Source organism: Collinsella sp. AF28-5AC, assembly GCF_003457875.1.
Taxonomy (GTDB): domain Bacteria; phylum Actinomycetota; class Coriobacteriia; order Coriobacteriales; family Coriobacteriaceae; genus Collinsella.
Genome location: NZ_QRTA01000008.1, coordinates 15,370 through 41,081, shown reverse-complemented (window position 1 = coordinate 41,081; position 25,712 = coordinate 15,370). Strand labels below are relative to the sequence as shown.

The 25,712-nt window shown below is 61.0% G+C and carries 17 protein-coding genes and 2 tRNA genes; 8 read left to right on the top strand and 11 right to left on the bottom strand.

The features are described from left to right. Positions 1–159: 159 nt before the first annotated feature. The 6 genes from DWZ01_RS06705 (at position 160) to DWZ01_RS06680 (ending at position 10,120) form a co-directional block, all read left to right on the top strand. Complete coding sequence (locus tag DWZ01_RS06705; protein WP_158557006.1) at positions 160–2,244, top strand: DUF6273 domain-containing protein; 2,085 nt, start codon at positions 160–162, stop codon at positions 2,242–2,244. 401 nt (positions 2,245–2,645) lie between these two features. Beyond that, positions 2,646–5,981, top strand: coding sequence for a CAP domain-containing protein (locus DWZ01_RS06700; protein ID WP_117769487.1), 3,336 nt, complete (start codon positions 2,646–2,648; stop codon positions 5,979–5,981). A gap of 498 nt (positions 5,982–6,479) precedes the next feature. Beyond that, positions 6,480–8,819, top strand: coding sequence for a cation-translocating P-type ATPase (locus tag DWZ01_RS06695; RefSeq protein ID WP_117769485.1), 2,340 nt, complete (start codon positions 6,480–6,482; stop codon positions 8,817–8,819). Between the two features lie 147 nt (positions 8,820–8,966). Further along, complete coding sequence (locus DWZ01_RS06690) at positions 8,967–9,188, top strand: heavy-metal-associated domain-containing protein (protein WP_055251893.1); 222 nt, start codon at positions 8,967–8,969, stop codon at positions 9,186–9,188. A 39-nt stretch (positions 9,189–9,227) separates the two neighbouring features. Then, positions 9,228–9,500, top strand: coding sequence for a metal-sensing transcriptional repressor (locus DWZ01_RS06685; protein ID WP_022094020.1), 273 nt, complete (start codon positions 9,228–9,230; stop codon positions 9,498–9,500). 146 nt (positions 9,501–9,646) lie between these two features. Beyond that, positions 9,647–10,120 carry a hypothetical protein gene (locus DWZ01_RS06680; protein WP_055310332.1) on the top strand — a complete coding sequence of 158 codons (474 nt, stop codon included), beginning with the start codon at positions 9,647–9,649 and terminating at the stop codon, positions 10,118–10,120. Between the two features lie 107 nt (positions 10,121–10,227). On the opposite strand, the gene DWZ01_RS06675 is transcribed toward DWZ01_RS06680, so the two are convergent. The 5 genes from DWZ01_RS06675 to gltB all read right to left on the bottom strand — a co-directional run bounded on the left by DWZ01_RS06675 (position 10,228) and on the right by gltB (position 20,568). Continuing rightward, complete coding sequence (locus DWZ01_RS06675) at positions 10,228–11,598, bottom strand: amidohydrolase family protein (protein ID WP_233504575.1); 1,371 nt, start codon at positions 11,596–11,598, stop codon at positions 10,228–10,230. Between the two features lie 295 nt (positions 11,599–11,893). Next, positions 11,894–12,955: a hypothetical protein gene (locus tag DWZ01_RS06670; RefSeq protein ID WP_147333346.1), complete on the bottom strand. Its 1,062-nt coding sequence runs from the start codon at positions 12,953–12,955 to the stop codon at positions 11,894–11,896. Positions 12,956–13,323: 368 nt separating this feature from the next. Continuing rightward, entirely contained in the window at positions 13,324–14,031 is a 708-nt protein-coding gene (locus tag DWZ01_RS06665; protein WP_117769477.1) for a hypothetical protein, read from the bottom strand. Between the two features lie 352 nt (positions 14,032–14,383). After that, positions 14,384–15,865: a glutamate synthase subunit beta gene (locus DWZ01_RS06660; RefSeq protein WP_117769475.1), complete on the bottom strand. Its 1,482-nt coding sequence runs from the start codon at positions 15,863–15,865 to the stop codon at positions 14,384–14,386. 5 nt (positions 15,866–15,870) lie between these two features. Then, positions 15,871–20,568, bottom strand: a complete 4,698-nt coding sequence (gene gltB / locus DWZ01_RS06655; protein WP_117848430.1) for a glutamate synthase large subunit — start codon at positions 20,566–20,568, stop codon at positions 15,871–15,873. Between the two features lie 443 nt (positions 20,569–21,011). Here gltB and DWZ01_RS06650 point away from each other — a divergent pair, with 443 nt between their 5' ends. Beyond that, positions 21,012–22,268 carry an Nramp family divalent metal transporter gene (locus DWZ01_RS06650; RefSeq protein WP_117769471.1) on the top strand — a complete coding sequence of 419 codons (1,257 nt, stop codon included), beginning with the start codon at positions 21,012–21,014 and terminating at the stop codon, positions 22,266–22,268. A 153-nt stretch (positions 22,269–22,421) separates the two neighbouring features. Here the strand turns inward: DWZ01_RS06650 and DWZ01_RS06645 are convergent, their stop codons facing one another. The 6 genes from DWZ01_RS06645 to DWZ01_RS06620 form a co-directional block, all read right to left on the bottom strand. Next, positions 22,422–22,565: a rubredoxin-like domain-containing protein gene (locus DWZ01_RS06645; protein ID WP_006235327.1), complete on the bottom strand. Its 144-nt coding sequence runs from the start codon at positions 22,563–22,565 to the stop codon at positions 22,422–22,424. Positions 22,566–22,653: 88 nt separating this feature from the next. Continuing rightward, positions 22,654–23,157 (bottom strand): flavin reductase family protein, encoded by a 504-nt coding sequence (locus tag DWZ01_RS06640; protein WP_117769469.1) that lies wholly within the window; start codon positions 23,155–23,157, stop codon positions 22,654–22,656. Between the two features lie 205 nt (positions 23,158–23,362). Further along, positions 23,363–23,833, bottom strand: coding sequence for an SsrA-binding protein SmpB (gene smpB, locus DWZ01_RS06635; protein ID WP_006235325.1), 471 nt, complete (start codon positions 23,831–23,833; stop codon positions 23,363–23,365). Beyond that, positions 23,823–24,740 (bottom strand): hypothetical protein, encoded by a 918-nt coding sequence (locus tag DWZ01_RS06630; RefSeq protein ID WP_117769467.1) that lies wholly within the window; start codon positions 24,738–24,740, stop codon positions 23,823–23,825. Before DWZ01_RS06630 ends, smpB begins: the two co-directional genes overlap by 11 nt. A gap of 94 nt (positions 24,741–24,834) precedes the next feature. Beyond that, positions 24,835–24,911, bottom strand: a tRNA-Glu gene (locus DWZ01_RS06625). A gap of 17 nt (positions 24,912–24,928) precedes the next feature. Then, positions 24,929–25,002: transfer RNA gene (locus DWZ01_RS06620), tRNA-Gln, on the bottom strand. Positions 25,003–25,277: 275 nt separating this feature from the next. Here DWZ01_RS06620 and DWZ01_RS06615 point away from each other — a divergent pair. Then, the gene (locus tag DWZ01_RS06615; RefSeq protein WP_117769465.1) at positions 25,278–25,688 is read left to right on the top strand and encodes a hypothetical protein; all 411 of its coding nucleotides are present in this window, start codon (positions 25,278–25,280) and stop codon (positions 25,686–25,688) included. Positions 25,689–25,712: the final 24 nt, after the last annotated feature.

The window sequence follows — 25,712 nt, the reverse complement described above, 5'->3', positions numbered from 1 at the left end:
TCGAAAGACGGCCGCCGTCCGTCTTTTGTCTTCTACCTTCTGCGTCGTAAACGACAATACTCAGCGGTATACGTGGGCAGTGCGGTTATCATGGTACTTTACCGATATCCGCACTGCTCACGTATACGCGCGGCAACCCATGCCAGACAAAGGAACGCCATGGATACTACCGATAGCGCCTATGGCGACAAACTCATCCGTCTCGACACGTTCGATACCGCCGTGGCAGTCGACCCCAGTGCCGAGGACGACGCCAAGCGCCGGTTTATGACGCTTATTCTTCAGACGGCATACCGTGACGGCGGCAATATCGGGCACGTGCTGCGCGCGACCAACACGAGCGGCGAGGTCTTTGCCGTCAAGCTGCTCAAGGACAACGCCATCCTTTCCGACCAGACGCCCGATCGCTCTGCCGAGCAAGCGGCTGCGCACCTGGCCAGCACCGCCGCGCTGTTCGAGGAGTACCGTCATCTGTGTACCGTCTCGCACCTGCGCGGATTTCCGCGCGTCTATGGCTACGGATCGTGCGAGAACGACCCGCTCATCCTCATGGAGTGGGTCGAGGGCACCTCGCTCAAGCAGGCGCTGCCCTTGCTTCCGCACGACGCCTCGGGCGGGCTGACCACCCAGATGGTCGCCGCCGTCGGAAACGCCGTACTTCGCGCGCTCTTGATGACCCAAGGCCTCGTGAATCCGGTCATCCATCGCGACCTGTCGCCTGCCAATATCATGTTCCGCACCACCAGCCGAACGCTCGAGCAGCAGATTGCCGATTGCTCCTTTGACCCCTGCCTCATCGACATGGGCTCCGCGACCATGGCCCTCGGCGACGACACGATCACCCGGCGCGCCGACATCTGGCGCTTTGCCACGCCCGCATACGCCGCGCCCGAAATGCTCACGCAGGATATCGAAGGCATCGCGGCCCTTCGCCGCTCGCCCGCGATCGACGTCTATGCGCTTTCGAGCATTCTGTACCAGCTCTACAGCGGTCGCAAGCCGTTCGATGTTGAGTCGACGGGTGCCGCGGCGACCGGCTCGTTCTACCTCATAAAGACCAAGACCAAGCCGGCGCCGCTCGAGCCGCGCTGCGAGGGCGACAAAGCGCTTGTCCAGATCATCATGAAAGGCATTTCGGTCGAACAGGGCGATCGCCCTACCGAGCAGCAGATGCTCGAGGTGCTCTCGACATACCTCCCCGCTGCAGAATCTGAGGACCGCGAGGGTGCAGGAGACGAGGCCGCAATTGATATCGATTCTGGCACGCACCTTAAGGTCGACGTCGCCGGCGAGCGCGCGCGAGAGATCCTGGAGCAGGCCCGGCACGACGCCATGACCCGCCGTCGCTTTATTATCGGCGGCGTCGTTGCGGTCGTTGCGGGGCTCGGCGTCGTTGGCGCGGCAACCCATGGCTTTGGCATCCCCGACTACCTGGACGGCATCCGCGGTTCGCTTGACGACTACACTTGGGACCAGCTGCAGGAGATTTCGCTCAAGATTAAGGCCGCCGAGACCCGTAGCGAGGCACGCGAGATTGCCAAGCGCTACCACCTGCTCGACGCTGATGGGCATATCCCCTATCCGTGCACTAAGCGTGTGAAGCTCGCCAACGGGCTGGAGGTCGGCGCTCAGCTTGTGGGCATCCGCCACGACGAACTTCTGGACGGTACAGGCAAGGCCGGACTGACGTTTATGTTCGATGCGGGTATTGCCGAGCGCAACGCTGCGGCTGAACCGCCGAGCGCCGGCTGGGCAGATTGCGAGCTGCGGGAATGGCTCAACGGCGACGGCCTTAAGCTGCTGCCCAACGAGTTGCGCGCACTCATCAAATCCGTCAAAAAGATCTCAAATAACGTTGGCGCCGCCAACAGTGCATCGTGTCTGAGCGAGTTGCCCGCAACCCTTTGGCTGCCCGCCATGGTCGAGCTGTGCGGTACGCAACCGCCCGATTCGTTTGCCGAGGACTATCACTACCTGGCAGACATCTACAACGGCGAGGGCAAGGAGTACCAACTCTTCCGCGAGCTCAAGGTGAGCCCGTATTCCACGAACGAGACGATGGTCCGCCAGTGGAAGGGCAAGGACACTTGTTGGTGGGAGCGCACGGTGAGCCCCGACACATCGGAGAGCGAAGGCACGCTCTATATGAACCGCGTGGGGCACGACGGCGACGTCTTTACGTACGCAACGCCTGCGGAAAAGCCAAGCAAGCGAACCTGCGTGATCCCCGGGTTCTGCATCTAGGGAGCGGGCGTCTTGCCGTGACGGGACCCCTCCCCGGCAATTGTCTCGTTCTGTAACACTAGCTCGGCAGATACAGATCTAGATGTTACAGAACGAGACAAAACCCAACCCCGCGAGACAACATCTCAATCTGTAACAGTAAGGGGTCAAAAACCTCTCTAGATGTTACAGAACGAGACATTTGAGTTGACCGCGGATGGTCCGTCTCGATCTGTAACAGTTAGAGGTCATTTTCACTGCTAGATGTTACAGATTGAGACATTAGCTTGCCGAGAACTTCGCCTCATAAATGTGACTCAAGTGCGTCGATGTTTCCTTGCCAATGTTGCGCAACAGGAGCCCTTTCGGCGGTCGTAACGTACGAATTGTCGTAGGTACCCCTTCAACGATTGGGAGAAGAAATGACAAAGTACGCACCTAAACACTCGGAAGTCTCAGGCGGCGCCAAGCCTCGCCCCACATTCTCGGGCCACAAGGCAACACGACTCGCCGTCACCGCGGCAACCACCATCGCTATGACCGGCTCGTCGCTGCTCGCGCCGTTCTCGGCATTTGCCAACGATGTGAGTGATACCACGGCACAGGACGCGATCATGTCCCCGCTTGCTGTCCACGCCGGCGAGGCGGCAGGCTCCGCAGTAAAGGCAGACGCCCAGAAGATTGCCGACTTGCAGGCTGCGATCGACGCCGCAAAGGCTGCCGAGGCAGACGCCAAATCCGACTACGACACGGTGGCTGCCCCCTATACCGAAAAGCAGGCGGCACGCGACAACGCACAAAGCACCTATGACGTCTCCGTCTCCGATAATTCGCAGGCAGAGGCCGCCGCGCGCGCCGAATATGCTCGCCAGCTCGATGAAAGCGTCAAGGCGGCCGACAGCGCCAGTGCCACGCTGAAGGATGCCCAGGGAAAGCTCGATGCAGCCAAGACCGACGCCGAGGACAAGTCGAAGGTCCTTGACGCCGCAAAACAGGCGGCAGCTGATGCGCAGGCCAAGCTCGAGGCAGCCCAAAAGGCAGCCGCCAACGCAACGCCGGAGGAAATCAAGGTCGCCGAGCAGGCTGCCGCAGATGCGCAGGCCGCTCTGGATCAAGCAAAGGCTGCGAAGGCCACTGCCGATTCCGCGCTCGCTGACGCTCAGCAGGCTCAGAGCGCCGCGCAGAGCGCTTACGACGAAGCGGCAGGCACGCTGGCTTCCGCTCAGCAGGAAAAGAACGCCGCGGATGGTAAGGTAGTCGCGGCACAGACAGCGTACGACAGCGCACAAGCCGATTTGGCGGCCGCAAAGGCAGGCGCCGAGGGCCCGGAGTATGACGCCGCCCAGGCAAAGGTCGATGCTGCCCAAAGCGCACTCGACCAGGCGAAACAGCAGCAGGCGACTGCCGAAGCAGGCCTTTCTCAGGCAAATAGCGACGTTGCATCCAAGCGGGACGCCCTCACCGGCGCCGAAAGCGAGCTCGAAGCCAAGAAGCAGACAGTCGCAGCAGCCGAACATGATGTAACGGCAGCCCAGACGAAAGCCGATGCGGCGCAATCGGAGTTGACCTCGGCGAAGCAGGCACATGCTGCCGAACTGGAGAAGGCAATGGCCGCTCAGAAACAAGTCGACCAGGCAAAAGCCGAGAAGGAGCAGGCAGACAAGGCGCTCGAAACTGCCAAGGCAAACCAGGAGGCCGCCGATCAAGCCGTTATCGATGCACAGAAAGCATACGATACATGCAAGGCAGCAACCGATAAGGCAACGACGGCGGAGGCGCAGAGCGTCATCGGCTTCTACCAGTTCATCGGCGCCAACGACGCTGCAAACATCATCTATAGGCAGAGCGATAAAAACCCGACGACCATTGGCGATAAAAAAGACGGCACGTCACTCGACAACGCCAAGCTATCGTTTAACAAGCTGCGCGAGATTAACGAATACCGTGCAAGCGTTGGATTGAGTGAGCTTAGGGTGACGGCCGAGCAAATGGCAATCGCTCAATCCGACTCCAATTACTCTGACAAAACGCTAGGTCACTCAGATTACGCCAATTGTGAAAATGCCGCCTGGAACTTCAGTACTAAAGAAAACATCGCGCACCAATGGGTCGATGCTGAAAAGGAGATATTTGACGAGGCTGCGGCGAAAGCCGGCCTTGGCAACGTTGCCCCCAAAGATGCTTGGGATACTTTCTGGAGCCACAAAACCGAATTCGAAAAGCAAGGGGCAGACTTTGGCACCGTCGGCCATTATTTGAATATCGTACAACCTAACGCCAAAACCATGGGATACGGCATCAACTCGCGCGGAACCCTTTGGCCGTATGTGTTCGTCTTGGAGATCGACAACAATTACGGTTCGTACGAAAAAGAATACTCGATCGATGAACTCGAGAATCTCTTTGATCAGTATCAGCTGAGCCTCTCCAAAGCCAGCGATAACCTTGCCGCCGCAAAGACGAACCTTGAGCAAAAGCGCAGCACGGCGGCATCGAAAGCCGATGCCGTAAAGGCAGCTGAGACCCTCGTCGCTCAAAAGCAGGAAGGCATTGTTGCCGCGAATAGCGACCTTGCCGCCAAGAACGACAGCGTAGCAAGTGCCGCCGCCGCTGTTGCCCTAGCAAAGCAGAATCTCGCCAAGGCAAACGGAAAAGTTGCCGAAGCCGAAAACCAGGTCAAAGCCGCCCAAAGCAACGTGGCGACCGCAGAGCAGGTCGTCAACCAGAAGCGCGCCGAGCTTAAGGCATCGCAAGAGCAAGCCGCTCAGAGTCAGAAGAAGGTTGATGACGCCAAGGCAGAGACTCTCGTAAAGCAGCAGGCTCTGCAAGATGCAAAGAAGGAACTTGCCAAGTATTCAGCCGATGTTGCTGCGGCTCAGGAGAAAGCCGATGAGGCCCATCAGGCGCTTGATGAAGCCACGGCAGCCCAGACGTCTGCCCAGAGCGCTCTCGAAAAGGCGAAGCTCGACGGGGCTGCCAAGAAGCAGGCCCTCGACACCGCGAAGGACAACGCCGAGGCCAAGGCGGCGACCGCGGAGCACGCCACAAGCAATCTGGCCACGGCGGAAAACGACTTTGCTTCAAAGAAGGCCCGTGCCGACGCCCTGAGCAATGCAGCCGATAATCTTGCCACCGCCGAGGCGGCCAAGAAGGACGCCGACACAGCAGTGACTGAGGCCGGAGTCGCCCTTGGTGCGGCAAACGACGCCATCGCAAACGCCGAACAGGCGGTCGAGAATTCTCAGGCCGCATCGGACGCCGCTGCCGCTACTCTCGGAAAGCTCAAGTCCATCAACGTCGAAAACGGCATTGCTACTGGCTCTGACGCAAACGCGAACGATACGCTCAATGCCCTCTTTGCCAAGTGCGTCGCCGCCAAGCAGGCAGAACATAACGCAAAGGCCGCACTTGATGCCGCTCAGGCAGACCTTGATGCTGCGACGCCCGCCTACACCGAGGCTCTCAACGCCTACAACGAGGCAAAGGCAAAACGCGTTGCCGCCGAGCAGGCCCTGAAGGACGAGATCGCTCGTCAGGAGCAGGAGGCGGCGAAGGCCGAGCAGGCCAAGATCACGCAGGCCGCCGCTAAGCCGGTTGCTGGAAAGCCGTCTGCCGGCAACGCCAAGACGGCCGACAACTCGGCGCTTCCCACCACGGGCGACAATGCTGCGCTCGCCGGTGAGACGTTTGTCATCGGAGGTGTCGTGCTCGTAGCCGCCGGCGTCTTCCTGACTGACAAGAAGCGTCGTCAGGAGTAAGGATTTCGGGAGGACGGCTTCTCCTCCCTCCCACCGCTTCGCAAACCCTGCCCAACATGCGCCGGGGCGCCCATCACGCGGGCTCCCCGGCGTTTTACGTTGTATGCCCGGGGCATCTGCTCCGAGATTGTCTCGATCTGTAACAACTAAGACCCAAACATCGGTCTTACTGTTACAGATCGAGATGTTCGGGTTACCCCCGAATGGTTTGTCTCGATCTGTAACATCTAGCAGGCAAAACGGTCCCCAGATATTACAGATTGAGACGTTAAGTTGTGGCTCGACGCAATGTCTCGATCTGTAACAGTTAGAGGTCATTTTCCCTGCTAGATGTTACAGATTGAGATGCTTGGTTGGGACGGTCCATCGGCCAACCATCCATCCTCATCTGTAACGAAATCTCATATATTATTTCTGTACTGGACACCCCCAGGGGGTATGGGTGTATAGTATCGGATGGTTAACATTTCCGACACTACGTCACAGAAAGGAGAAGCCATGGCTCAAGATAAGTTCGATGTGGGCGGCATGACGTGCGCCGCCTGCCAGGCGCACGTGGACCGTGCCGTGAGCAAGCTCGACGGCGTCCAAAGCGTCGCGGTCAATCTGCTCGCCGGCTCTATGCTGGTGGACTACGACCCTGCGCAGGTCTCCCCCGACGACATCTGCACCGCTGTCGACCGCGCGGGCTACTCGGCCTCGCCCGTCAGCGCGGGCACCGACGCTGTCCAAAGCGGAAGTGCGCAAGCCAGGTCCGGCGCCGCCCATATGGAGTCGCCGACCAAAAAGTTGGAGGCCGCCGCCTCTGCCATGCGCACCCGCCTCATCGTCTCGATCGTATTCCTCATCCCACTGTTCTACATAGGCATGGGGCACATGCTCGGTTGGCCACTGCCCGGCGTCTTCACCGACCACACCCACAGCATGACGCTCGCGCTCACCGAGCTCGTCCTGCTCATTCCCATCGTCTACGTCAACGACGCATACTTTATCAACGGGTTTAAATCGCTTGCGCACGGCGCGCCTACCATGGACGCCCTTATTGCCGTGGGCGCCACTGCTTCCATCGCCTGGTCGCTCTACGCCATGTTCATCATGGCCGACCAGCTAGCCGCGGGTCAGGTCCACGAGGCCATGATGACGGGCATGGATAACCTGTATTTTGAGAGCGCCGGCACAATCCTGTCGCTCGTCACCGTGGGCAAATATCTCGAGACACGCAGCAAATCCAAGACCGGCGGCGCCATCGAGGCGCTCATCGACTTGGCGCCCAAGACCGCGACCGTCGTAGCAGAGGACGGCACCGAAACCACCGTCGATGTCGACGCCATCCTTCCCGGCCAGGTCCTGCGCGTGCGCCCCGGCGAGTCCATCCCCGTCGATGGCGTGGTGCTCGAGGGCAGCTCGGCCGTGGACGAGAGCGCGCTCACCGGCGAGTCCATCCCCGTGGAGAAGACCGCCGGCGACACTGTCAATGCGGCCACGGTCAACCGCACGGGCTCGTTTACCTTCCGCGCCACGCGTGTGGGCGCCGACACGTCGCTCGCCAAGATTATCCAGCTCGTCGAGGATGCCAACGCCACCAAGGCGCCCATCGCCCGCCTGGCCGACAAGGTCGCCGGCGTGTTTGTGCCCGTGGTGTTCGTGATCTCGGCCGTGACCTTCGTGGTGTGGATGGCACTGACCGGAAGCGTCAACGAAGCGCTCACCTCCGCCGTCGCTGTGCTGGTGATCAGCTGCCCGTGCGCGCTGGGCCTGGCCACGCCCGTCGCCATTATGGTCGGCACCGGCAAGGGCGCCGAGATGGGCATTCTGTTTAAGAGCGCCGAGGCACTGGAGAACCTGCGCAGCGTGGGCACCGTGGTGCTCGACAAGACGGGCACCGTCACCCGCGGTAAGCCTGCCGTGACCGATATCGTGGCAGCCACGCGCGCCGACGGCTCGCCCGCCATGAGCGAAAAGGCGCTGCTCAAGCTGGCCGCCGCGTTGGAGCGCTCGAGCGAGCACCCGCTGGCCGAGGCGATTATGGCCGAGTGCGAGACACGCGAGATCGTCGCACGCATGGTCGAGGACTTTACCGCCGTGCCCGGTCGCGGCGTTACGGCGCGCGAGGGGCAAAACGCCATTGCAGCCGGCAACGTACGCCTGATGAACGAGTTGGGCGTTACCGTGCCCGCGGGTCTTGCCGAGCAATTTGCCGCCGAGGGCAAGACGCCGCTGTTCTTTGCCAAGAACGGCGAGCTTGCCGGCACCGTTGCCGTGGCTGACGAGGTCAAGGAGACGAGCGCCGGGGCCATCGCCGCACTGCGCTCGCTTGGCGTCGACGTGCGCATGCTCACCGGCGACAACCGCGTCACCGCCGAAGCGATCGCCCGCCGCGTGGGGCTGAGCAGCGAACAGGTCATCGCCGACGTTCTCCCCGCCGACAAGGAACGCCACGTGCGCGAACTGCAGGATGCGGGCGGCAAGGTCGCCATGGTGGGCGACGGCATCAATGACTCCCCCGCCCTGGCGCGCGCCGACGTGGGCCTTGCTATCGGCACCGGCGCCGACATCGCCAAAGAAGGGGCTGATGTGGTGCTCATGCGCAGTGACCTCATGGATGTTGCGCGGGCCATCGAGCTTTCGCGCGCCACGATCCGCAACATCAAGCAGGACCTGTTCTGGGCGCTGTTCTACAACGGCATCGGCATTCCGCTGGCGGCGGGCGTGTTCTTCCCGCTCACCGGATGGCAGCTCTCGCCGATGTTTGGCGCTGCGGCCATGAGCCTGTCGAGCGTATGTGTCGTAAGCAACGCTCTGCGCCTAAAATCCTTTAAGCCCAAAGTGGCAAAATAGGATCGCCATTAAGTCCATTTAGAACGGGTTTTCCAGGTGCCCGAGATTGACCTGAAAGAGGAGCGACGCGTACTTTGGTACGCGAGCGACGGCTTGAAGGTCAAGGTCGGGTGCCTGGGAAAGCCGACACAACAGAGAGGAATACCCATGCGTTTCACAATTAAGACTTCCGGCCTTATGTGCGGCCACTGCGACGCCACCGTCGAGACGGCGTTGCTCAACGTGGCCGGCGTGACCGACGCCGACGCCGATCACGAGACTCAGACCGTACAGGTGGAGTGCGCCGACACCGTGACCGCTGAGCAGCTCGCTGCCGCCGTCGAGGGCGCCGGCGAGAAGTTCCACGCCCTTTCGGTGACCGCCGCATAACGACCCGCACGTACCCCCGACCAGAAACGAGGACCCGCCATGATGGCAGACCATAAATCGGTGACCCGCATGCTCAAGACGGCACGCGGTCAGATCGACGGCATCCTGCGGATGGTCGAGGAGGACCGCTACTGCGTCGATATCTCCACACAGCTCATGGCCACACAGGCGCTCCTCGCGCGCATTAACGCCGACGTGCTCAAGGCGCATATCGAGGGCTGCGTGACTTCGGCAATCGAATCGGGCGACGAAGACCTCAAAGCCGCCAAACTCGCCGAAATCGAACGCGTCGTCGACAAACTCTCCAAGTAATTGGGGCATTGGGGACAGGTACGTTTGCACCGTCTTGGTATTCCGGGGACAGGTATGTTTGCACCACATTGGTGCAGATTAACCTGTCCCCCTTGCTCTAAATCGGGTATAAAGGCGTGCAGCATATCGAACGAAAGGCAATTTGCATGAATGACTTTATGAAGGGTCGCAATGGTGCCGATGAACTCACCATCGTGATGGGTTTTGCCGGCATCGTCATCGCGATGATCGGATCGATAGCCCGCATCCAGTGGCTCAGCTGGATTGCCATCGCCGTAATCGTGATTGGCGTGCTGCGCGGCCTGTCCAAAAATATCGACGCACGTCACAAGGAGAACGAGGCCTTTGTCGCCGCGACTGCAAACGTACCCGGCTTGGGCAAGTTTGTAGCTAGCTTGGGCGGCGGAGCTGCAGCGGCCAACGCCTCGCGCGCAGCCGGTACTAGCAAGGAAGACTTTGAACGTGCCAAGCGCACAGCCAAGAAGATGTGGAAGGGCCGCAAGACCACGGCCTATCTTAAGTGCCCCAACTGCGGCCAGATGCTCTCCGTTCCCAAGGGCAAAGGCAAGATCCGCGTCACCTGCCCCAAGTGCCATGCCAAGATGGAGACGCGCTCATAGCCGCCATACCATGGGACAAATAAAAGCCGAGGCCTCGCACTGGGACCTCGGCTTTTTCTGATTATGACAAAAGGATTGTCCCTTTGTCGCATCACCATATCGCGCGCTTACGCCACGCCATCGCGGGCAAGCTCCTCGGCCAACGCCTCGGCAGGCATGGCCATAATCGCGTCGAGCTCGGCGTCCACCTCGAGGATGCGCTTCACCTTGAGCTTGCGCACCAGATCGCCGCGACACATCACGTGCATCGGCTCACGCAGAGCGCACAGGTCATCGAGCGGGTTCTCGCGCGTCACCAAGATATCGGCAGCCTTGCCGCACTCAATTGTGCCGGTCTCGCCGCCCAGCCCCAGCAGCTCAGCATTGACTTGCGTAGCTGTATGCAGCGCGAAGGCGTTGCTCACGCCGACATACTTGGCAAAATAGGCCACCTCACGCCACATGTCGTACTGCGTCACGAACGGGCAGCTCGAGTCCGTGCCAAGGCCCACCTTAACGCCAGCTTCCAGTGCGGCACGAGCGCTCTCGATAATACCCGAGCACACGATATCGCCGTTCTTCTTTTGCGTGTCAGTCGAATGGGTCTTTTCCGGGTCGAGCAATACAAACGGCAGCGCCGGGCTGATAGTGCAGGTCACACTCGGAGCACGCCCCTCGAGCTGCGTGCCCGCGGCGCCACGGTACAGCTCCAAGATCTCGGGTGTCAACGGAGCGCCGTGCTCAATCGTGTCAACGCCGGCCTCAAGCGCGGCCTTCACGCCCTCGGTACTCTCGACATGGGCCATAACCGGAAGGCCCATATCGTGCGCCGCCTTGCATGCCGCCGTGGCAACCTCCACCGGCATACGCAGCACGCCCGGCTCGCCCACCTCGGTCGCATCGAATACGCCGCCCGTTACGAACAGCTTAATGACGTCGGCACCGCGCACATACAGGTCGCGCACCTGTTCGGCTGCCTCGGCGGGACTGTTGGCCACCTGGGCGAACAGGCCCGCACCATGGCCGCCCGGCACCGTGACGCCCGTTCCCGGCGCCACCAGGCGAGGACCTTGATACTTGCCGGCATCGATAGCATCGCGCACGGCCAGATCGGCAAACAGCGGGTCGCCCGCGCCGCGCACCGTGGTCACGCCGCTTGCCAGCTGCTGCTGAGCGCTGCCCTTGAAGATATGGCGCACGATGGCGCGCCCCACGGGATTATCGAGCTTCTTCATCAGCGCGCCCGCATCGCCCGCCGAAACCGGTTTGCCCGAACCGCACAGATGCACATGCATATTGATGAGGCCCGGCATGAGATACGCCCCTGCCAGGTCGATGACCTCGGCGCCCGCCGGCGCCTGCGCCACGGCGCTCGGACCAATCCAGGTGATGATGCCACGCTCGACGGCCACGGCCATATCGGGCTGCGGCTCCATATGCTCCGAGCCATCCAAGACGGTCGCATTGATAAACAACGTGGGACGATCGGCAGACGCCATATCGAGCTCCTCCCTCACGATTAACTTGAACATTTGTCCATTATCACCTAATGCAGCGACCTAAAGTCGAGCATATCGGTTAACGGAGGGAAGAGGGGATGTGGGGGACGGAATACGTTGCAGCCCCACCCCAGCAACATCAGGGGAATGTCTCGATCTGTAACAGGTACAGGGTTATTGGGCCCCCTGATGTTACAGATCGAGACATTCGGTCGACGTTTCACCGGTTTGTCTCGATCTGTAACAATTACGAACTCAAACAACTTCTAAACGTTACAGATCGAGACAAAACCTCTCAGCGCCCATACCACTGACGTCTCCACTCCTCAGCCAAATCGGGCCGTCGCGGAATACCCGCCAACCTCATCTTTTCAGCCAGCTTCCCCGGGTTCTTGAGTTCATCAAACGTAAACCGAAGCACCTTGTGCCCGAGCATCGTCAGATGGGACTCTCGCTGACGTTCTGCCACGAATGGGCCGACCGACTCCCGACCCTCGCCGTTCTGCAAGGTGTACTTCCCCTTTCCGTCGAGCTCGCCGATGACACACGTCCCGTCCATGAGCCGCCAAAAATAGTCGACGCGAAACGCCTGGCTCGGATCGAGCGGGTCGCGAAACTCCACCTGCAGCTCCGGAACTGGAAAGCCGTACGCAATAAAGAACGCTCGGAACCGAGACTCGCCGCCGTTTTCGGACAGCCCGTCCGCATACGACGCAATCACCTGTGCCCTGCGATACCCTCGCCTGCCCTCGCAATCGGCGCGGAGGCGCTCGCACAAATCCCAACGTGATACGCCTTTCGCCCGCGGTGCAGAATCGGCAATCGCCAACCCGTAGGAGAACGGCGCACGCAGTAAGCAATCCTCCACCGTGCGCCAAAACGACGTCACCTGCACGCCGTCGGCTTGTTCAAGTGCACCCGCCGCCTGCGGACGCAACAGCCGACATCCTGCACTCAGCGGCACCGAGCAACCCGTCTTAACAAGATATCGTGGCCCGAGCAGATCATTCGGCACCTCCAGACCCCACAAAAGCGCCGCGTCATAGCCCCAAAACGCCCAATCGGGATGAAACTCCGCAAGCCCTTTGATAGTCCTCAGCGCTCGCTCCGCCGGCGTCAATGCATCCCAATCATGCTGAAAACAGAACAGGTACGGCTCGGGCTCCGCGATATCGTCGGTTCCAACATGGCGTCGTAGCCACATGAGCTCGGCATTGTCATGCGTTGCGAGCAGTGCACCTTGCTCGGTCGCCTCCGTGAGCCGCGCGAGCATCCTGTTCCGCGCCAAGGTGTTACGTGCTGCATGCTTGTGTTTAAAAACGGTATTAGACACTTCCATCACCACCACATCGGACAAATGGACCATTGTCACCGCTGCCACTGTCGGCAAACGCCTCGATCTGTAACAGAAAGACCGATTTTTGACCGCTAGATGTTACAGACCAAGATCTTTCGGTACCGCGTCCACCCTTTGTCTCAATCTGTAACAGGTAGGTCGAATTTTGGCCTGTAGATGTTACAGATTGAGACATTCCCCCAACCAGGTGCCAAACGTCTCGTTCTGTAACAGTTAGACGTTCTCCAGCCCCCAAACGTTACAGATTTAGACAAACCAGCGGCGCCCAAGCGTTCGTCTCGATCTGTAACAGGTAGACCGGTTTTTTGTCCCTAAACGTTACAGATTGAGACAAAGTCAGGGGCAGCAGGCGACGCCAGTCACATCCCCTACTCCCACTCCTGCTCGTAGATGTTGAGCGACTTTACGTACCGCCCCTGGGCGCCCATGATGTCGCGGACCAGACGCAAGAAGAAACTGATGCACAAGGTGTCAAAGCCATCCTGCAGGTCCTCCGGATGCACCGCACCAGGCCCATCGACCGCCGTGTCACTCAGGCGTGCGATGTCATACAGATAGAGTTGTCCCGCCGTCAGCCAGACATCGTCGACGCAGGCGAGGCGCACCGCAATCGCGCCGTCGCTCCAATGCTCCTTTTGCACGATATGCGGGTCGTAGACATCAAAGCGACGGTCGGTGCGCGTATCCTTCAGCGCAACCATGCCGTTCGCAGGATCCTTGTCCAAAATGCCAAAGCGCGAGAAATACTGTGTGTCGCGTACCTGCTCGAGCCGCTTGAGCGAGGCAGGCGAAAGCAATGTCGGCGGCTCTTCAACATACAGCTCGAGCAACGTCTTGCCATGGCGATAGGGGCGCTCGAAGAGCAGCCAATCGGTAAATGCCATGTTGTAGGCCATGATTTCGTTTTGCGAAGGCTCGGTGCAATAGCTGAGCCACGGGTCGACAATGATCTCGAACTGTTCACGCGCCGGCTCCAAAAACTGGAACTTCCGCAGCATCCAAAAATGGGCCATGTCGGCAATATCGTTGCCGACGGCTTCGGCCAGCTGCGCTCGATCTAAAGCGTGATCAGTCATGGCATCCTCCTCAAACTGATGGACCTCAATTTGAGCTTACGAGGAGGGTGGGCAGTCACGACCAGCGCGGGCAAAATAGGCCTCCGGCTGCAAACCAGATGCTGACCAAACACTTGACGAAAAGCTTGACCGAAAATGCGCACTGGAACAAAACCGCAGGTAAACATAGGCGGCCAACCCGCCCTTTTGAGCCAAGCGCCCCCGGCCACCACAGAAACAGCAGAGCACCACAGCTCAAGAAGACGCCGAATGGACACTCGCGCGTCGACAAACGAACGAACCGCTCGCAAAGAGTGTCCCCAACGACTAGACAAAAATGACCAGTCATTGGGGACGTTCTTAAATGACTACTTTACAGCTCCAGCGCCTCGGCGACCTCGGCAGCGCAGGCCAGGGCGTCGGCCATGGCGTTCACAACGAGCGAGCTGCCGTTGCGCGCATCACCGGCAACATACACCGGCGCGGCATCCGCGGCGACGCCGTCGACACGCGCCGCAAGATGCGAGTCCTCGACGGCCATCACAGGCAGCGGACGACCAGCGGTGGCAACAGGCACGCCTACCGCATCGAACACGCCATGCTCAGGACCCGTAAAGCCGCAGGCGATGAGCACCAGCTGCGCCGGCACCTCGTGCTCGGAGCCCGCGATGCGCTCGGGCTTGCCAGCCGACCAATCCAGATCGACCACGCGCAGGCCCGCGGCCGCGCCCTTCTTGTCCAGCAGCACCTCGAGCGTATCCACGCCCCAAGCGCGCATCTCGCCGCCCATGGCAGCGATGGCCTCCTGCTGGCCGTAGTCGGTCTTCTTAACGTTTGGCCACTGCGGCCAGGGGTTGCTCGCCGCGCGCGCATCAGGCGCCGCCGGCAAGAACTCAAACTGGCGCACGCTGCGCGCACCCTGACGTACCGCGGTGCCCACGCAGTCGTTACCGGTATCGCCGCCGCCAATGACCACGACGTCCAGGCCGCACGCGTTCACCACGGGCTCTCCGCCATCGAGCACCGAGACGGTCGAAGCCGTCAGGTAGTCCACGGCGTACACCACGCCCGGGGCATCAATGTTCGCAGCCGAAAGCCCACGCGGAGCACGAGCGCCGGCAGCCACCACGACAGCGTCAAAGCCATCGAGCTTGGCTGCCACCGCAGGGTCCGTCACATCTGCGCTCAGCTCAAACACAATGCCCAGCTCGCGCATGAGCGCCACGCGACGCTCGACCACGGACTTCCCGAGCTTCATGTTGGGAATGCCATACATAAGCAAACCGCCCGGACGGTCGTCACGCTCAAACACCGTCACGCGGGCGCCGCGACGCGCGAGCTCCCATGCTGCCACCAGACCAGCAGGACCGGAGCCCACCACGGCGACCGTGGGTGCGCCCTCCCCCGCCGGCTCAAAGCGACGCGGGCCACCGTTTGCCCATTCGTGGTCGCTGATCGCACGCTCGTTGTCATGGATCGTCGTGGGCTGACCGTCGACCGACCCCAAGTTGCATGCGGCCTCGCACAGCGCCGGGCACACGCGACTCGTGAACTCGGGCATGGGCGAGGTGAGCGACAGACGCTCGGCAGCCTCGTCCCAGCGGCCGCGGTACACCAGCTCATTCCACTCGGGAATCAGGTTGTGCAGCGGGCAGCCGCTCGGGCGTGCCTTGCCAAAGCTCGCGCCCATCTGGCAAAACGCCACGCCGCACATCATGCAACGGCTCGCCTGGGCGCGACGTGCATCGTCATCGAGCTCCACGTACAGCGGATCAAAATCATGGCTGCGCTCCTCCACGGGACGAAGCTCGTGGGTCACGCGATCGATATCAAGAAAAGCACCGGGCTTACCCATGGCACTTACGCCTCCTTCTTGGTCGAAGCAACAGAGCTGGCGGCGGCGGGCACAGCGCCAGCGACACCACCCGCCACATCAAAGCGAGCGACATCGGCGGCGTCGGCGCGACCGGTCACAATGTCAAACGCCAGCTCCTCGGCCTGCTCATGCGTCTTGCCGACGGCCTCGGCGGCGGCGACAATCGCCAGCACGCGCTCGTACTCGGTTGGAATGACCTTCACAAAGTGCTTGCTCATCGTCTCAAAGCTGTAGAGCAGCTTAATGCCGCGCGGGCTCTGCGTCGCGTCCACGTGCTCCTGGATGAGCTCGCGAATCTGCGCCAGCTCACCGGCCGTCGGGGCTTTAAGCTCAACGCTCTCGTGGTTCACACGGGCATCGAGCGTGCCGTACTGGTCAAAGACGTAAGCCACGCCGCCCGTCATGCCGGCGGCGAAGTTCTGCCCGACCTCGCCCAGGATGAGCGCCAGACCTCCCGTCATGTACTCGCAGCCATGGTTGCCGCAGCCCTCGACCACCACGGTGGCACCGGAGTTGCGTACGCCAAAGCGCTGGCCGGCCAGGCCGTTAATGAAGCCGCGACCGCTCGTAGCGCCAAAGAACGCAACGTTGCCCACGATGATGTTCTCGTCGAACTTGTAGGTCGCATGCGGGTTGGGGCGCACCGACACCTCGCCGCCCGAAAGGCCCTTGCCAAAGTAGTCGTTGGCGTCGCCGCACACGTTGAGCGTAATGCCGCGCGGCAGGAAGGCGCCAAAGCTCTGACCGGCCGAACCATCGCAATCGATGGTGATGGAGCCGGCGGGCAGGCCCTCGGGATGCGCCTTGGTCACCGCGTTGCCCAAGATGGTGCCCACGCAGCGGTTGACGTTGGCGATATCGGCGCGAAAGCGAATCGGACGCAGGTGCGCACGGGCATCGGCCGTATAGGGCACAAACAACGTGGAGTCGAGCGTCTTATCGAGCTCGCTGTCCGCAGCCATCTGGGGCAGGAAGTGACGGCCGTCGGCGCCCGGGATGTGGGCACCAAACTCACAGGTCGCGCTTGCCAGCACGGGCGACAGATCGAGCAGGTTGGCCTTGCGGTTGCCCGGGACCTCGATCTGGCGCAGGCACTTGGGATGGCCGACCATCTCGTCGACGGTGCGGAAGCCCAGGCTCGCCATGACCTCGCGCAGCTGCTCGGCAACAAAGAGCATAAAGTGCTCGACGTGCTCTGGCTTGCCGCGGAAGCCGCGACGCAGGCGGCAGTTTTGCGTAGCGATGCCGGCCGGGCAGGTATCCTGCTGGCAGTCGCGCTGCATGAGGCAGCCCATCGAGATGAGCGGCATGGTCGCAAAGCCAAACTCCTCGGCACCCAGCAGGCAGGCGACGGCGACGTCGGTGCCGTCCATGAGCTTGCCATCGGCCTCGAGCACCACGCGTGAGCGCAAACCGTTTTGCAGCAGCGTCTGCTGGGCCTCGGCAAGGCCAAGCTCCAGCGGCAGACCCGCGTGCCAGATAGAGTCGCGCGCAGCGGCACCCGAGCCGCCATTGTGGCCGCTGATCAAAATCTTGTCGGCAGCGCCCTTGGCCACGCCGGTGGCGATGGTGCCGACGCCGGCCTCGCTGACCAGCTTGACCGACACGCGCGCGCCGGGGTTGGCGTTCTTAAGGTCAAAGATCAGCTCTGCCAGGTCCTCGATGGAGTAGATGTCGTGGTGCGGCGGAGGCGAGATCAGGCCGATGCCGGGCGTGGACTGACGGACCTCGGCAATCCAGGGGTAGACCTTCCTGCCGGGCAGGTGACCGCCCTCGCCGGGCTTGGCGCCCTGGGCCATCTTGATCTGAATCTCGAAGGCGCTGCACAGGTAGCGGCTCGTCACGCCAAATCGCGCACTTGCTACCTGCTTGATCGCGGAGTTCTTGGAGTCACCGTTAGCCAGTGGGGTCTCGCGACGCGGATCCTCGCCGCCCTCGCCGGAATTGGAACGGCCGTGCAGGCGGTTCATGGCGATGGCCATGCACTCGTGTGCCTCTTTGCTGATGGAACCGTACGACATGGCGCCGGTGTTAAAGCGGCGGACGATGTTGAGCGCGGGCTCCACCTCGTCGAGCGAAACCGGCGTGCGACCGTTGGCATTAAAGTCCAGCAGGTCACGCAGGCGCACGGCACGGCCGGTGCGGTGCAGGCGGGCGCTGTACTCCTTAAAGGTGTCGTAGCTGTCCTCGCGGCAGGCGGTCTGCAGCAGGTAGACGGTCTGCGGGTCGATAAGGTGATCCTCGCCGCCGAGCGGGCGCCACTTGGTCAGACCCAGCGTGGGCAGCTGATCGGGAGCCGGGCTCTTAAGGATAGCGAGCGCGGCGTCGTAGCGCTCATTCTGCTCGCGCTCGACGTCCTCGACACCCATACCGCCCACACGGCTCAACGTGCCGGCGAAGTACGCGTTGACGAACTCCGGAGTGAAGCCCACGGCCTCGAAGATCTGCGCCGAATGGTAGCTCTGCACCGTGGAGATGCCCATCTTGGACATGATGGAAACGATGCCGGCGGTCGCAGCCTTGTTGTAGTTGGCGATGCCCTGCTCGGCCGTCACGTCCAGGTCGCCGCGTGCCGCCAGATCGCGGATGCACGCATGTGCGTTGTACGGATAGATGCCGCTCGCGGAGTAGCCCACCAGTGCAGCAAAGTCGTGCGGGGACACGGCGTCGCCGCACTCCACCACGATGTCGGCAAAGGTACGCACGCCGGCGCGAATCAGGTGGTTGTGCACGCAGCCCACGGCGAGCAGCGACGGTACGGGCACCTCGCCCGCAGCGGCACGATCGCTCAACACCACGATGTTCACGCCGTCGCAGACCGCAGCCTCAACGTCCTCTGCAAGCTGCTTGAGCGCAGCCTGCAGCGCACCCTCGCCGGCATCGCGGCGGTAGACGGCACGGAAACGGCGGGTCTTAAAGCCCACGCGGTCGATGGCGCAAATGCGGTCGAACTCCTCCTCGCTCAGCAGCGGACGCTCCAGGCGCACCAGCTGGCAGGCCGTACGGGAGTCCTCGAGCAGGTTGCCGTGGTTGCCCAGGTAGAGCGTGGTCGAGGTGACCATATGCTCGCGAAGAGCGTCGATCGGCGGGTTCGTGACCTGAGCGAACAGCTGATAGAAGTAGTCGAAGAACGAGCGCGTCTTCTTGGACAGGCAGGCCAGCGGCGCATCGATACCCATCGAGGCGAGCGGCGCCTTGCCCTGCTGGGCCATGGGACGCACGACTTCGTCAACATCATCCCAGTGATACCCGAGCTTGGCCATGCGCACGGCGGCGGGCACCTCGTCGTCCTCGGCGGGTGTTGCCGCAACGGGCTCATCGAGCGCGTCAACGGTCAGCGTCTCCTCGGCAATCCAATCACGGTAGGGCTTTTCCTTGGCATAGCGGGCGCGCAGCTCGTCGTTGTAGATCACGCGGCCGCGGGCAAAATCGACCTCGAGCATCTGGCCCGGCCCCAGACAGCCGCTCGTCAGGATGTTCTCGGGGCTCACCTCGATGGTGCCCACCTCGCTTGCCAGCATAAAGCGACCGTCGCGCGTCACATAGTAGCGGGCGGGACGCAGGCCGTTACGGTCGAGGGCGGCACCCAGCGTGCGACCGTCGGTAAAGGCGATGGCCGCCGGGCCATCCCACGGCTCCATGAGCATGGACTGGTAGGCGTCGTAGGCGCGGCGTTCCTCGCTCAGATTGTCGTTGTGGTCCCACGGCTCGGGCAGCAGCATGGACGCGGCACGTGTAAGCGGGCGACCGTTCATGACCAAAAACTCAAGCACATTGTCCAGAATCGCGGAGTCGGAGCCCTCGCGGTTGATGATGGGCATCACGCGCTCAAGATCGTGCTGCAGCACGGGGCTGTACAGGTTGGGTTCGCGGGCGCGAATCCAGTTGACGTTGCCCTTGAGGGTGTTGATCTCGCCGTTGTGGATGATAAAGCGGTTGGGATGTGCGTGCTCCCAGCTGGGCGTGGTGTTGGTGGAGTAGCGCGAGTGGACGAGCGCCACGGCCGTTTTGACAGCGGCGTCGTTGAGGTCGATGAAGAAACGGCGCATCTGCGTGGCGACCAGCATACCTTTGTACACGATGGTGCGCGAGCTCATGGAGCACACATAGAAGATCTTGTCGCGCAGGGCGAACTCAGCGTCGGCCTTCTTTTCGATGGTGCGGCGGCACACGTACAGGCGACGCTCAAAGGCATCGCCGGCGAGCGTGTCGTCCGGACGGCCCAGGAAAGCCTGCAGGATAGTAGGCATGCAGGCGCGGGCCGTCTCGCCCAGGTCGTGCGGGTCGACGGGCACCTCGCGCCAAAAGAGCAGCGGCACGCCGGCCTCGGCGCAGCCCTCCTCAAACACGCGACGGGCATCCTCTACGCCCTTGTCGTCCTGCGGGAAGAACAGCATGGCCACGCCATAGTCGCCCTCTGCCGGCAGAATCTGGCCGCACTTTTGAGCCTCTTTGCGGAAAAAGTGATGCGGGACCTGAAACAGGATGCCGGCGCCGTCGCCGGTATTCTTCTCGAGTCCCGTACCGCCGCGGTGCTCCAAGTTGACCAGAATGGACAGCGCATCGTCCAGAATCTGGTGATGGCGCTCGCCGTTGATATCGGCAAGCGCGCCGATGCCACATGCATCGTGGTCGAATTCGGGGCGATAAAGGCCCTGCTGCTGAGCGGAATCTGCCTGCATCGCGATCCTCCCCTAGATATTTAGACAGTCAGTTGAATAGGCATACTAGGTGCATCGCCGGCCCGTTGTGTTTCCCGCCCGTTTCGAAACAATCGCGTAACGCACACCCTACGAGTGGGTGCCACCGACCTCAAGGGCGACAACAAGGACCCCATGTTCGGCCCGTAAGCTCGCCGTTTCAAACATCTCAATCTGTAACACGAAGGGCCGGTTTTGGCGGCCAGCTGTTGCAGATCGAGATTTTCCATAGGACCATTTCTTCCTGTCTTGATCTGTAACACCTAGACCCAATTTCCATCCCTAGTTGTTACAGATCAAGACATTTCGGCAACTCCCTTTCACCATCCTATTCAAATACAGCAATTTTGTTAGTCTTGATTAACTTTTGAGCCTAAAACGGGTATCCTTTCCGGCGTCAAGCAAACGGCACGCAGGAGCGCACCATGATCAACCATCTCAAACATCATTTTGGCTCCCGACGCACCGGCGGTCACGGAGGACTCGACATCGCACGGCATATCGGCCCCGGATTGCTCGTGACCGTCGGCTTTATCGACCCGGGCAACTGGGCCTCCAATATGGCCGCGGGCTCGCAGTTTGGCTACGCGCTGCTGTGGATCGTCACGCTGTCCACGATTATGCTGATCGTCTTGCAGCACAACGCGGCGCACCTGGGCATCGCCACGGGCGCCTGCCTTGCCGAGGCCACGACCCGCTTTCTCCCCCGCTTCGTTGGGCGCACGGTGCTCGCCAGCGCCTACCTCGCGACCATCGCCACCGCCATGGCCGAAGTCCTGGGCGGTGCGATCGCGCTTCAAATGCTCTTTGGCCTGCCCGTACGCGCCGGCTGCGTCATCGTCGCGGCGGCATCGATTGCCATGCTCATGACAAGCTCCTACAAACGCGCCGAGCGATGGATCATCGCCTTCGTGGGCGTGGTAGGACTTTCGTTTTTGGCCGAGCTTGCACTAGTCAACGTCGACTGGCCGCAAGCCGCCACAAGCTGGATCACACCCCGTATGCCCACCGGCTCGGCCGCGATTATCGTAAGTGTCCTAGGCGCGGTCGTTATGCCCCACAACCTCTTCCTGCACTCCGAGGTCATCCAATCCATGCACTTCGAAGGCCAAGGCGAGCAGGTTATCGAAGAGCGTCTGCGCTATGAGCTCTTCGACACGCTCTTTTCGATGGGCGTGGGCTGGGCGATCAACTCGGCCATGGTCATCCTGGCCGCAACGACCTTCTTTGCGCACGGCATTGTCGTAGACGACCTCGCCGTCGCAGCGGCCACGCTCTCCCCCATCTTGGGCCCGGCGAGCTCGACCATCTTTGCGGTAGCGCTGCTGTTCGCGGGACTATCGAGCAGCGTGACAGCGGGCATGGCGGCGGGAACCATCACCGCGGGCATGTTCGACGAGGAATACGACATCCACGACCGGCACTCATCGATTGGAGTGGCGGTCTGTTTCGTCGGCGCAGTGGCGGCGTGCCTGATCGTCCCGAATCCTTTTGAGGGTCTCATCTGGAGTCAGGCATTGTTGTCGCTTCAGTTGCCGATTACGGTCTTTGTGCTCATACGACTCACCAGTTCGCCCCGCGTTATGGGCAAATACGCCAACTCGCGCCCGCTCAACGCGCTGCTCGTAGGGATCGGCGTCATCGTGACGATTCTCGACATCGTGCTGCTAACGGGGATGTAATTGGGATAGCGTGGCTGTCCAGATATAACGTCTCAATCTGTAACACGTAAGGCCGTTTTAAACCGTCAGATAAATCAAAAGGGTCCCAGCCGGAATATCCAGCCGGGACCCTTGGACAGAGCTCTGTATGGCTAATCGCCGTGTGTCTACGAGTTACTCCTCGACGAGCTCAAACTCATCGGGGCCGACGCCGCACACCGGGCACACGTAATCCTCGGGCAGCTCGGGCGTGTCGACCTCAACCTCGTAACCGCAAACGGTGCACACAAACTTATACGTCTTCTTCTCCTCAGCCATGATGTTCTCCTCTCGAACGTGACTGCTGGTGTACTTACTTATTAGTATATATTCTCAATAGTATAATGCAAGTATTTTTAGAACATTTCTAGCCTTGATACGACGAGGCTTTGGGCGGCGTCTTGCCCTTTAGCACCTTGTGATAGTAGTCGTACGTCAGCGGCGTCTCGTCGCTCAGGCGCTCCGCATCCTCGACCTCGCCAATAAACAGCAGATGCGTTCCCACATCCACAGTGTCGATCAAACGGCAGCTAAACAGGGCCGCCGCGTGCTCGGGCACATAGGGCATGCCCAGAGCCGTCTCGCGGGTCTCGTATTTGGCAAACTTGTCATAATCGCTGCTGGTGCGGAACCCAAAGTTACCGATGTAGAGCATGTCGGCGGTCTGACCGATCACGGTCAGCGCGAACGCTTTGGCCGATGCGATGACGCCCGAGGTGACATTGTCCTTGTTCACGGCAACCGAAATACGCGGCGGCATGGACGTCACCTGCACCGCAGTATTGATGACGCAGCCGGCGCGCAGCCCGTCTGCCGCAGCGCTCACCACGTACAGACCGCTCGGCATGGTAAAGAACGCAGTTTTGTCCATAACGATCACTCCCCTAGCTCGGGTTGGAACCTCATGAATGTATGTACCCACAAAAAAGGCGGCACCCATAACGGACGCCGCCTTTGAGACATATGTGTCAGAACAGTAAGAAAGATGAGACGCCCGCAGTTGCGGTGAAATAGGGACTGAATAGCCCCTCAAACAGGAAAACAGTCCGTATTCCACCGCAACTTATACAGAGTGCCTAGCGGTTGCGTTCCTTAAGGGCGCGGTCGATCTCGCGTTGGACATCACGCTTGGCCATGTCCTCGCGCTTGTCGTAGAGCTTCTTGCCGCGACCCAGACCCAGCAGCAGCTTTACGCGGCCGTCGGTATTAAAGTAGAGCTCCAACGGAACCAGCGCATAACCACGGTTGCGAAGTTTGCCGTCAAGAAAGTCGATCTCCTTGCGGTGCAGCAGCAGACGACGCCGACGGTCAGGATCGCGATTCCACACGCCACCATGGCTATAAGGGTGGATATGCAGGCCGACGAGCCAGCACTCCCCGCCGCGGATCAGCGCGAAGGTATCGGTGATCTGGCAGGCGCGCTCGCGAATCGACTTGACCTCGGTGCCACTCAGCTCAATACCGCACTCAAACGTCTCATCGATAAAGTACTCGTGATGTGCCGAGCGATTCTTGGAAATGAGTTTGCGCTCGCGCTTACTGGGCATCGCCGGCCTCCTTGGCGCCATCGGCGTTTGAGCCCGCAGCCTCGCGCTTTGCCTTGCGCTCGGCATTGAGCTCGGCATCGCTCTCGCGCACCAGTTTGATAATCGCCGCGCAGGCCTCCTCGCCCACCAAGTCGCGAGCACGTACCGTCAGGCGCGTCGCCTCCTGCTTGTCGCCGTCGCTTGCAGCATCGGTCGCGCACATAATCAGGCAGATGGCAATCTCGGCCGAAGGCGAGGTCGGCACGCCTTGCAGGGCCAGTTCACCCATCACGTGGTCGTCGCTCTCATCGGCGGCATCCGGATAGGTGGTATGGATCTTGTTGAGCAGGCGCGTCGTATGCGCATCGTTGGGCGCCAGGCGCAGCGCCAGACGCGCGCAGCCCACGGCAGCCGAAACGTTCTCGGTCTCGGGCTCCAAGAAGTACTGACCTAGATTGGCGTAAGCGCGGGCGGCGCACTTGCCATCGCTTGCACGCTCCAGCACCGAGAACGAGAGCGATGCCCATTCCTGCTTGTCCTCGAGAGCGCGGAACAGCTCGGCCAGATCCAGGCGGCAGTTGCAGTTCATGGGGTCCCAGCGCACGGCCTGCATCAAGGCGTTGCGAGCACTCACATAATCCTGCTGGCGAATGTAGGCAAACGCCATGTCAGAGTACAGGCGGTCAAACGGCACCTCGACCTGCACGAGCTCGCGCGGATCCTTCTCCACGCGGCGATAGGCCAAGCGCTCAAACTTGCTATCGAAGCTAAAGTATTGACGCTTCTCCTCCGTCTTGCACTCAGCGTCGATATACTCCTCGGCGAGCTCCACCAGACGCTCCAGCAGCGGCGTCGCCGTAGCCAGGTCGCCCTGCGCCAGATAGTTCTCGGCATACGTGATGTCTTGCAAGCTGATGGGCAGATCCATGGCTACTCCTCGATCTGAGCGAAACACGGCAGGCGCCGTATATACGGTTAATACACAAAACCCGGGTCTCTTACGAGGCCCGGGCGTTCAATTTTGGTAGCCCGTACCAGATTCGAACTGGTGATCTCCGCCTTGAGAGGGCGGCGTCCTAAACCGCTAGACGAACGGGCCATATGTAGCAAATGCAATGGCTGGGATGGAGGGAGTCGAACCCCCATTGACGGAACCAGAATCCGCTGTCCTGCCATTAGACGACATCCCAATGACTGCATCGCTGCGCTCGGCTGTGCCTTTGCGCAAGAAAGAAATATACGGGAAGTCTCGCCGTGACGCAAGCCCCAATTTTGACTTTTTTGAAATTCAGTCAAATTGGCCTAATTTAGTCCAACCCGTGAAGGACCTGTGAAGCACCAGCGACACCTACGGCGTCAAAGCCCGTAAAACATCCCACATCTACCGCTGGTAGATTACAACAATGCAGCACTCACGGCTGATGGCACAATCGAACCGTCATCATTGCACGGATATCGAGGCACCATGGACGAAGAGCTTGATTACCTATGGGAGACCCTGGGCCTCGAGATCACTGCTGACCTTTGGCCCGAACGGGACAAAATCCATCCCACACTGCGCCCCGCCATCACGGTGATGCAGGCAAAATACCGCCGTGCATCCTTTTTGATCATGCGAGTGTCATGGCACGCGGGACTCCCCGACCTTAAGCGAATCCAGGCAAGCCTCGTCGAGCTGTCCGGTATGCCGACCGTCATATCCGAGGCGCACCTGGAGCAGCGCCAGCGCGAGCGACTGCAACAGCAGCGGATTCCCTTTATCTGTCCCGGCGTTCAGGCATATCTGCCCTTTATGGACGAGGAGTACTGGAGCGGCAAGCCCAACAAGCACGTAAAGGTCTACGATCCGCACGAATGGGCACAGCTCGAGGATTGAGCCGAGCGAGCCCGCCGATGGAAA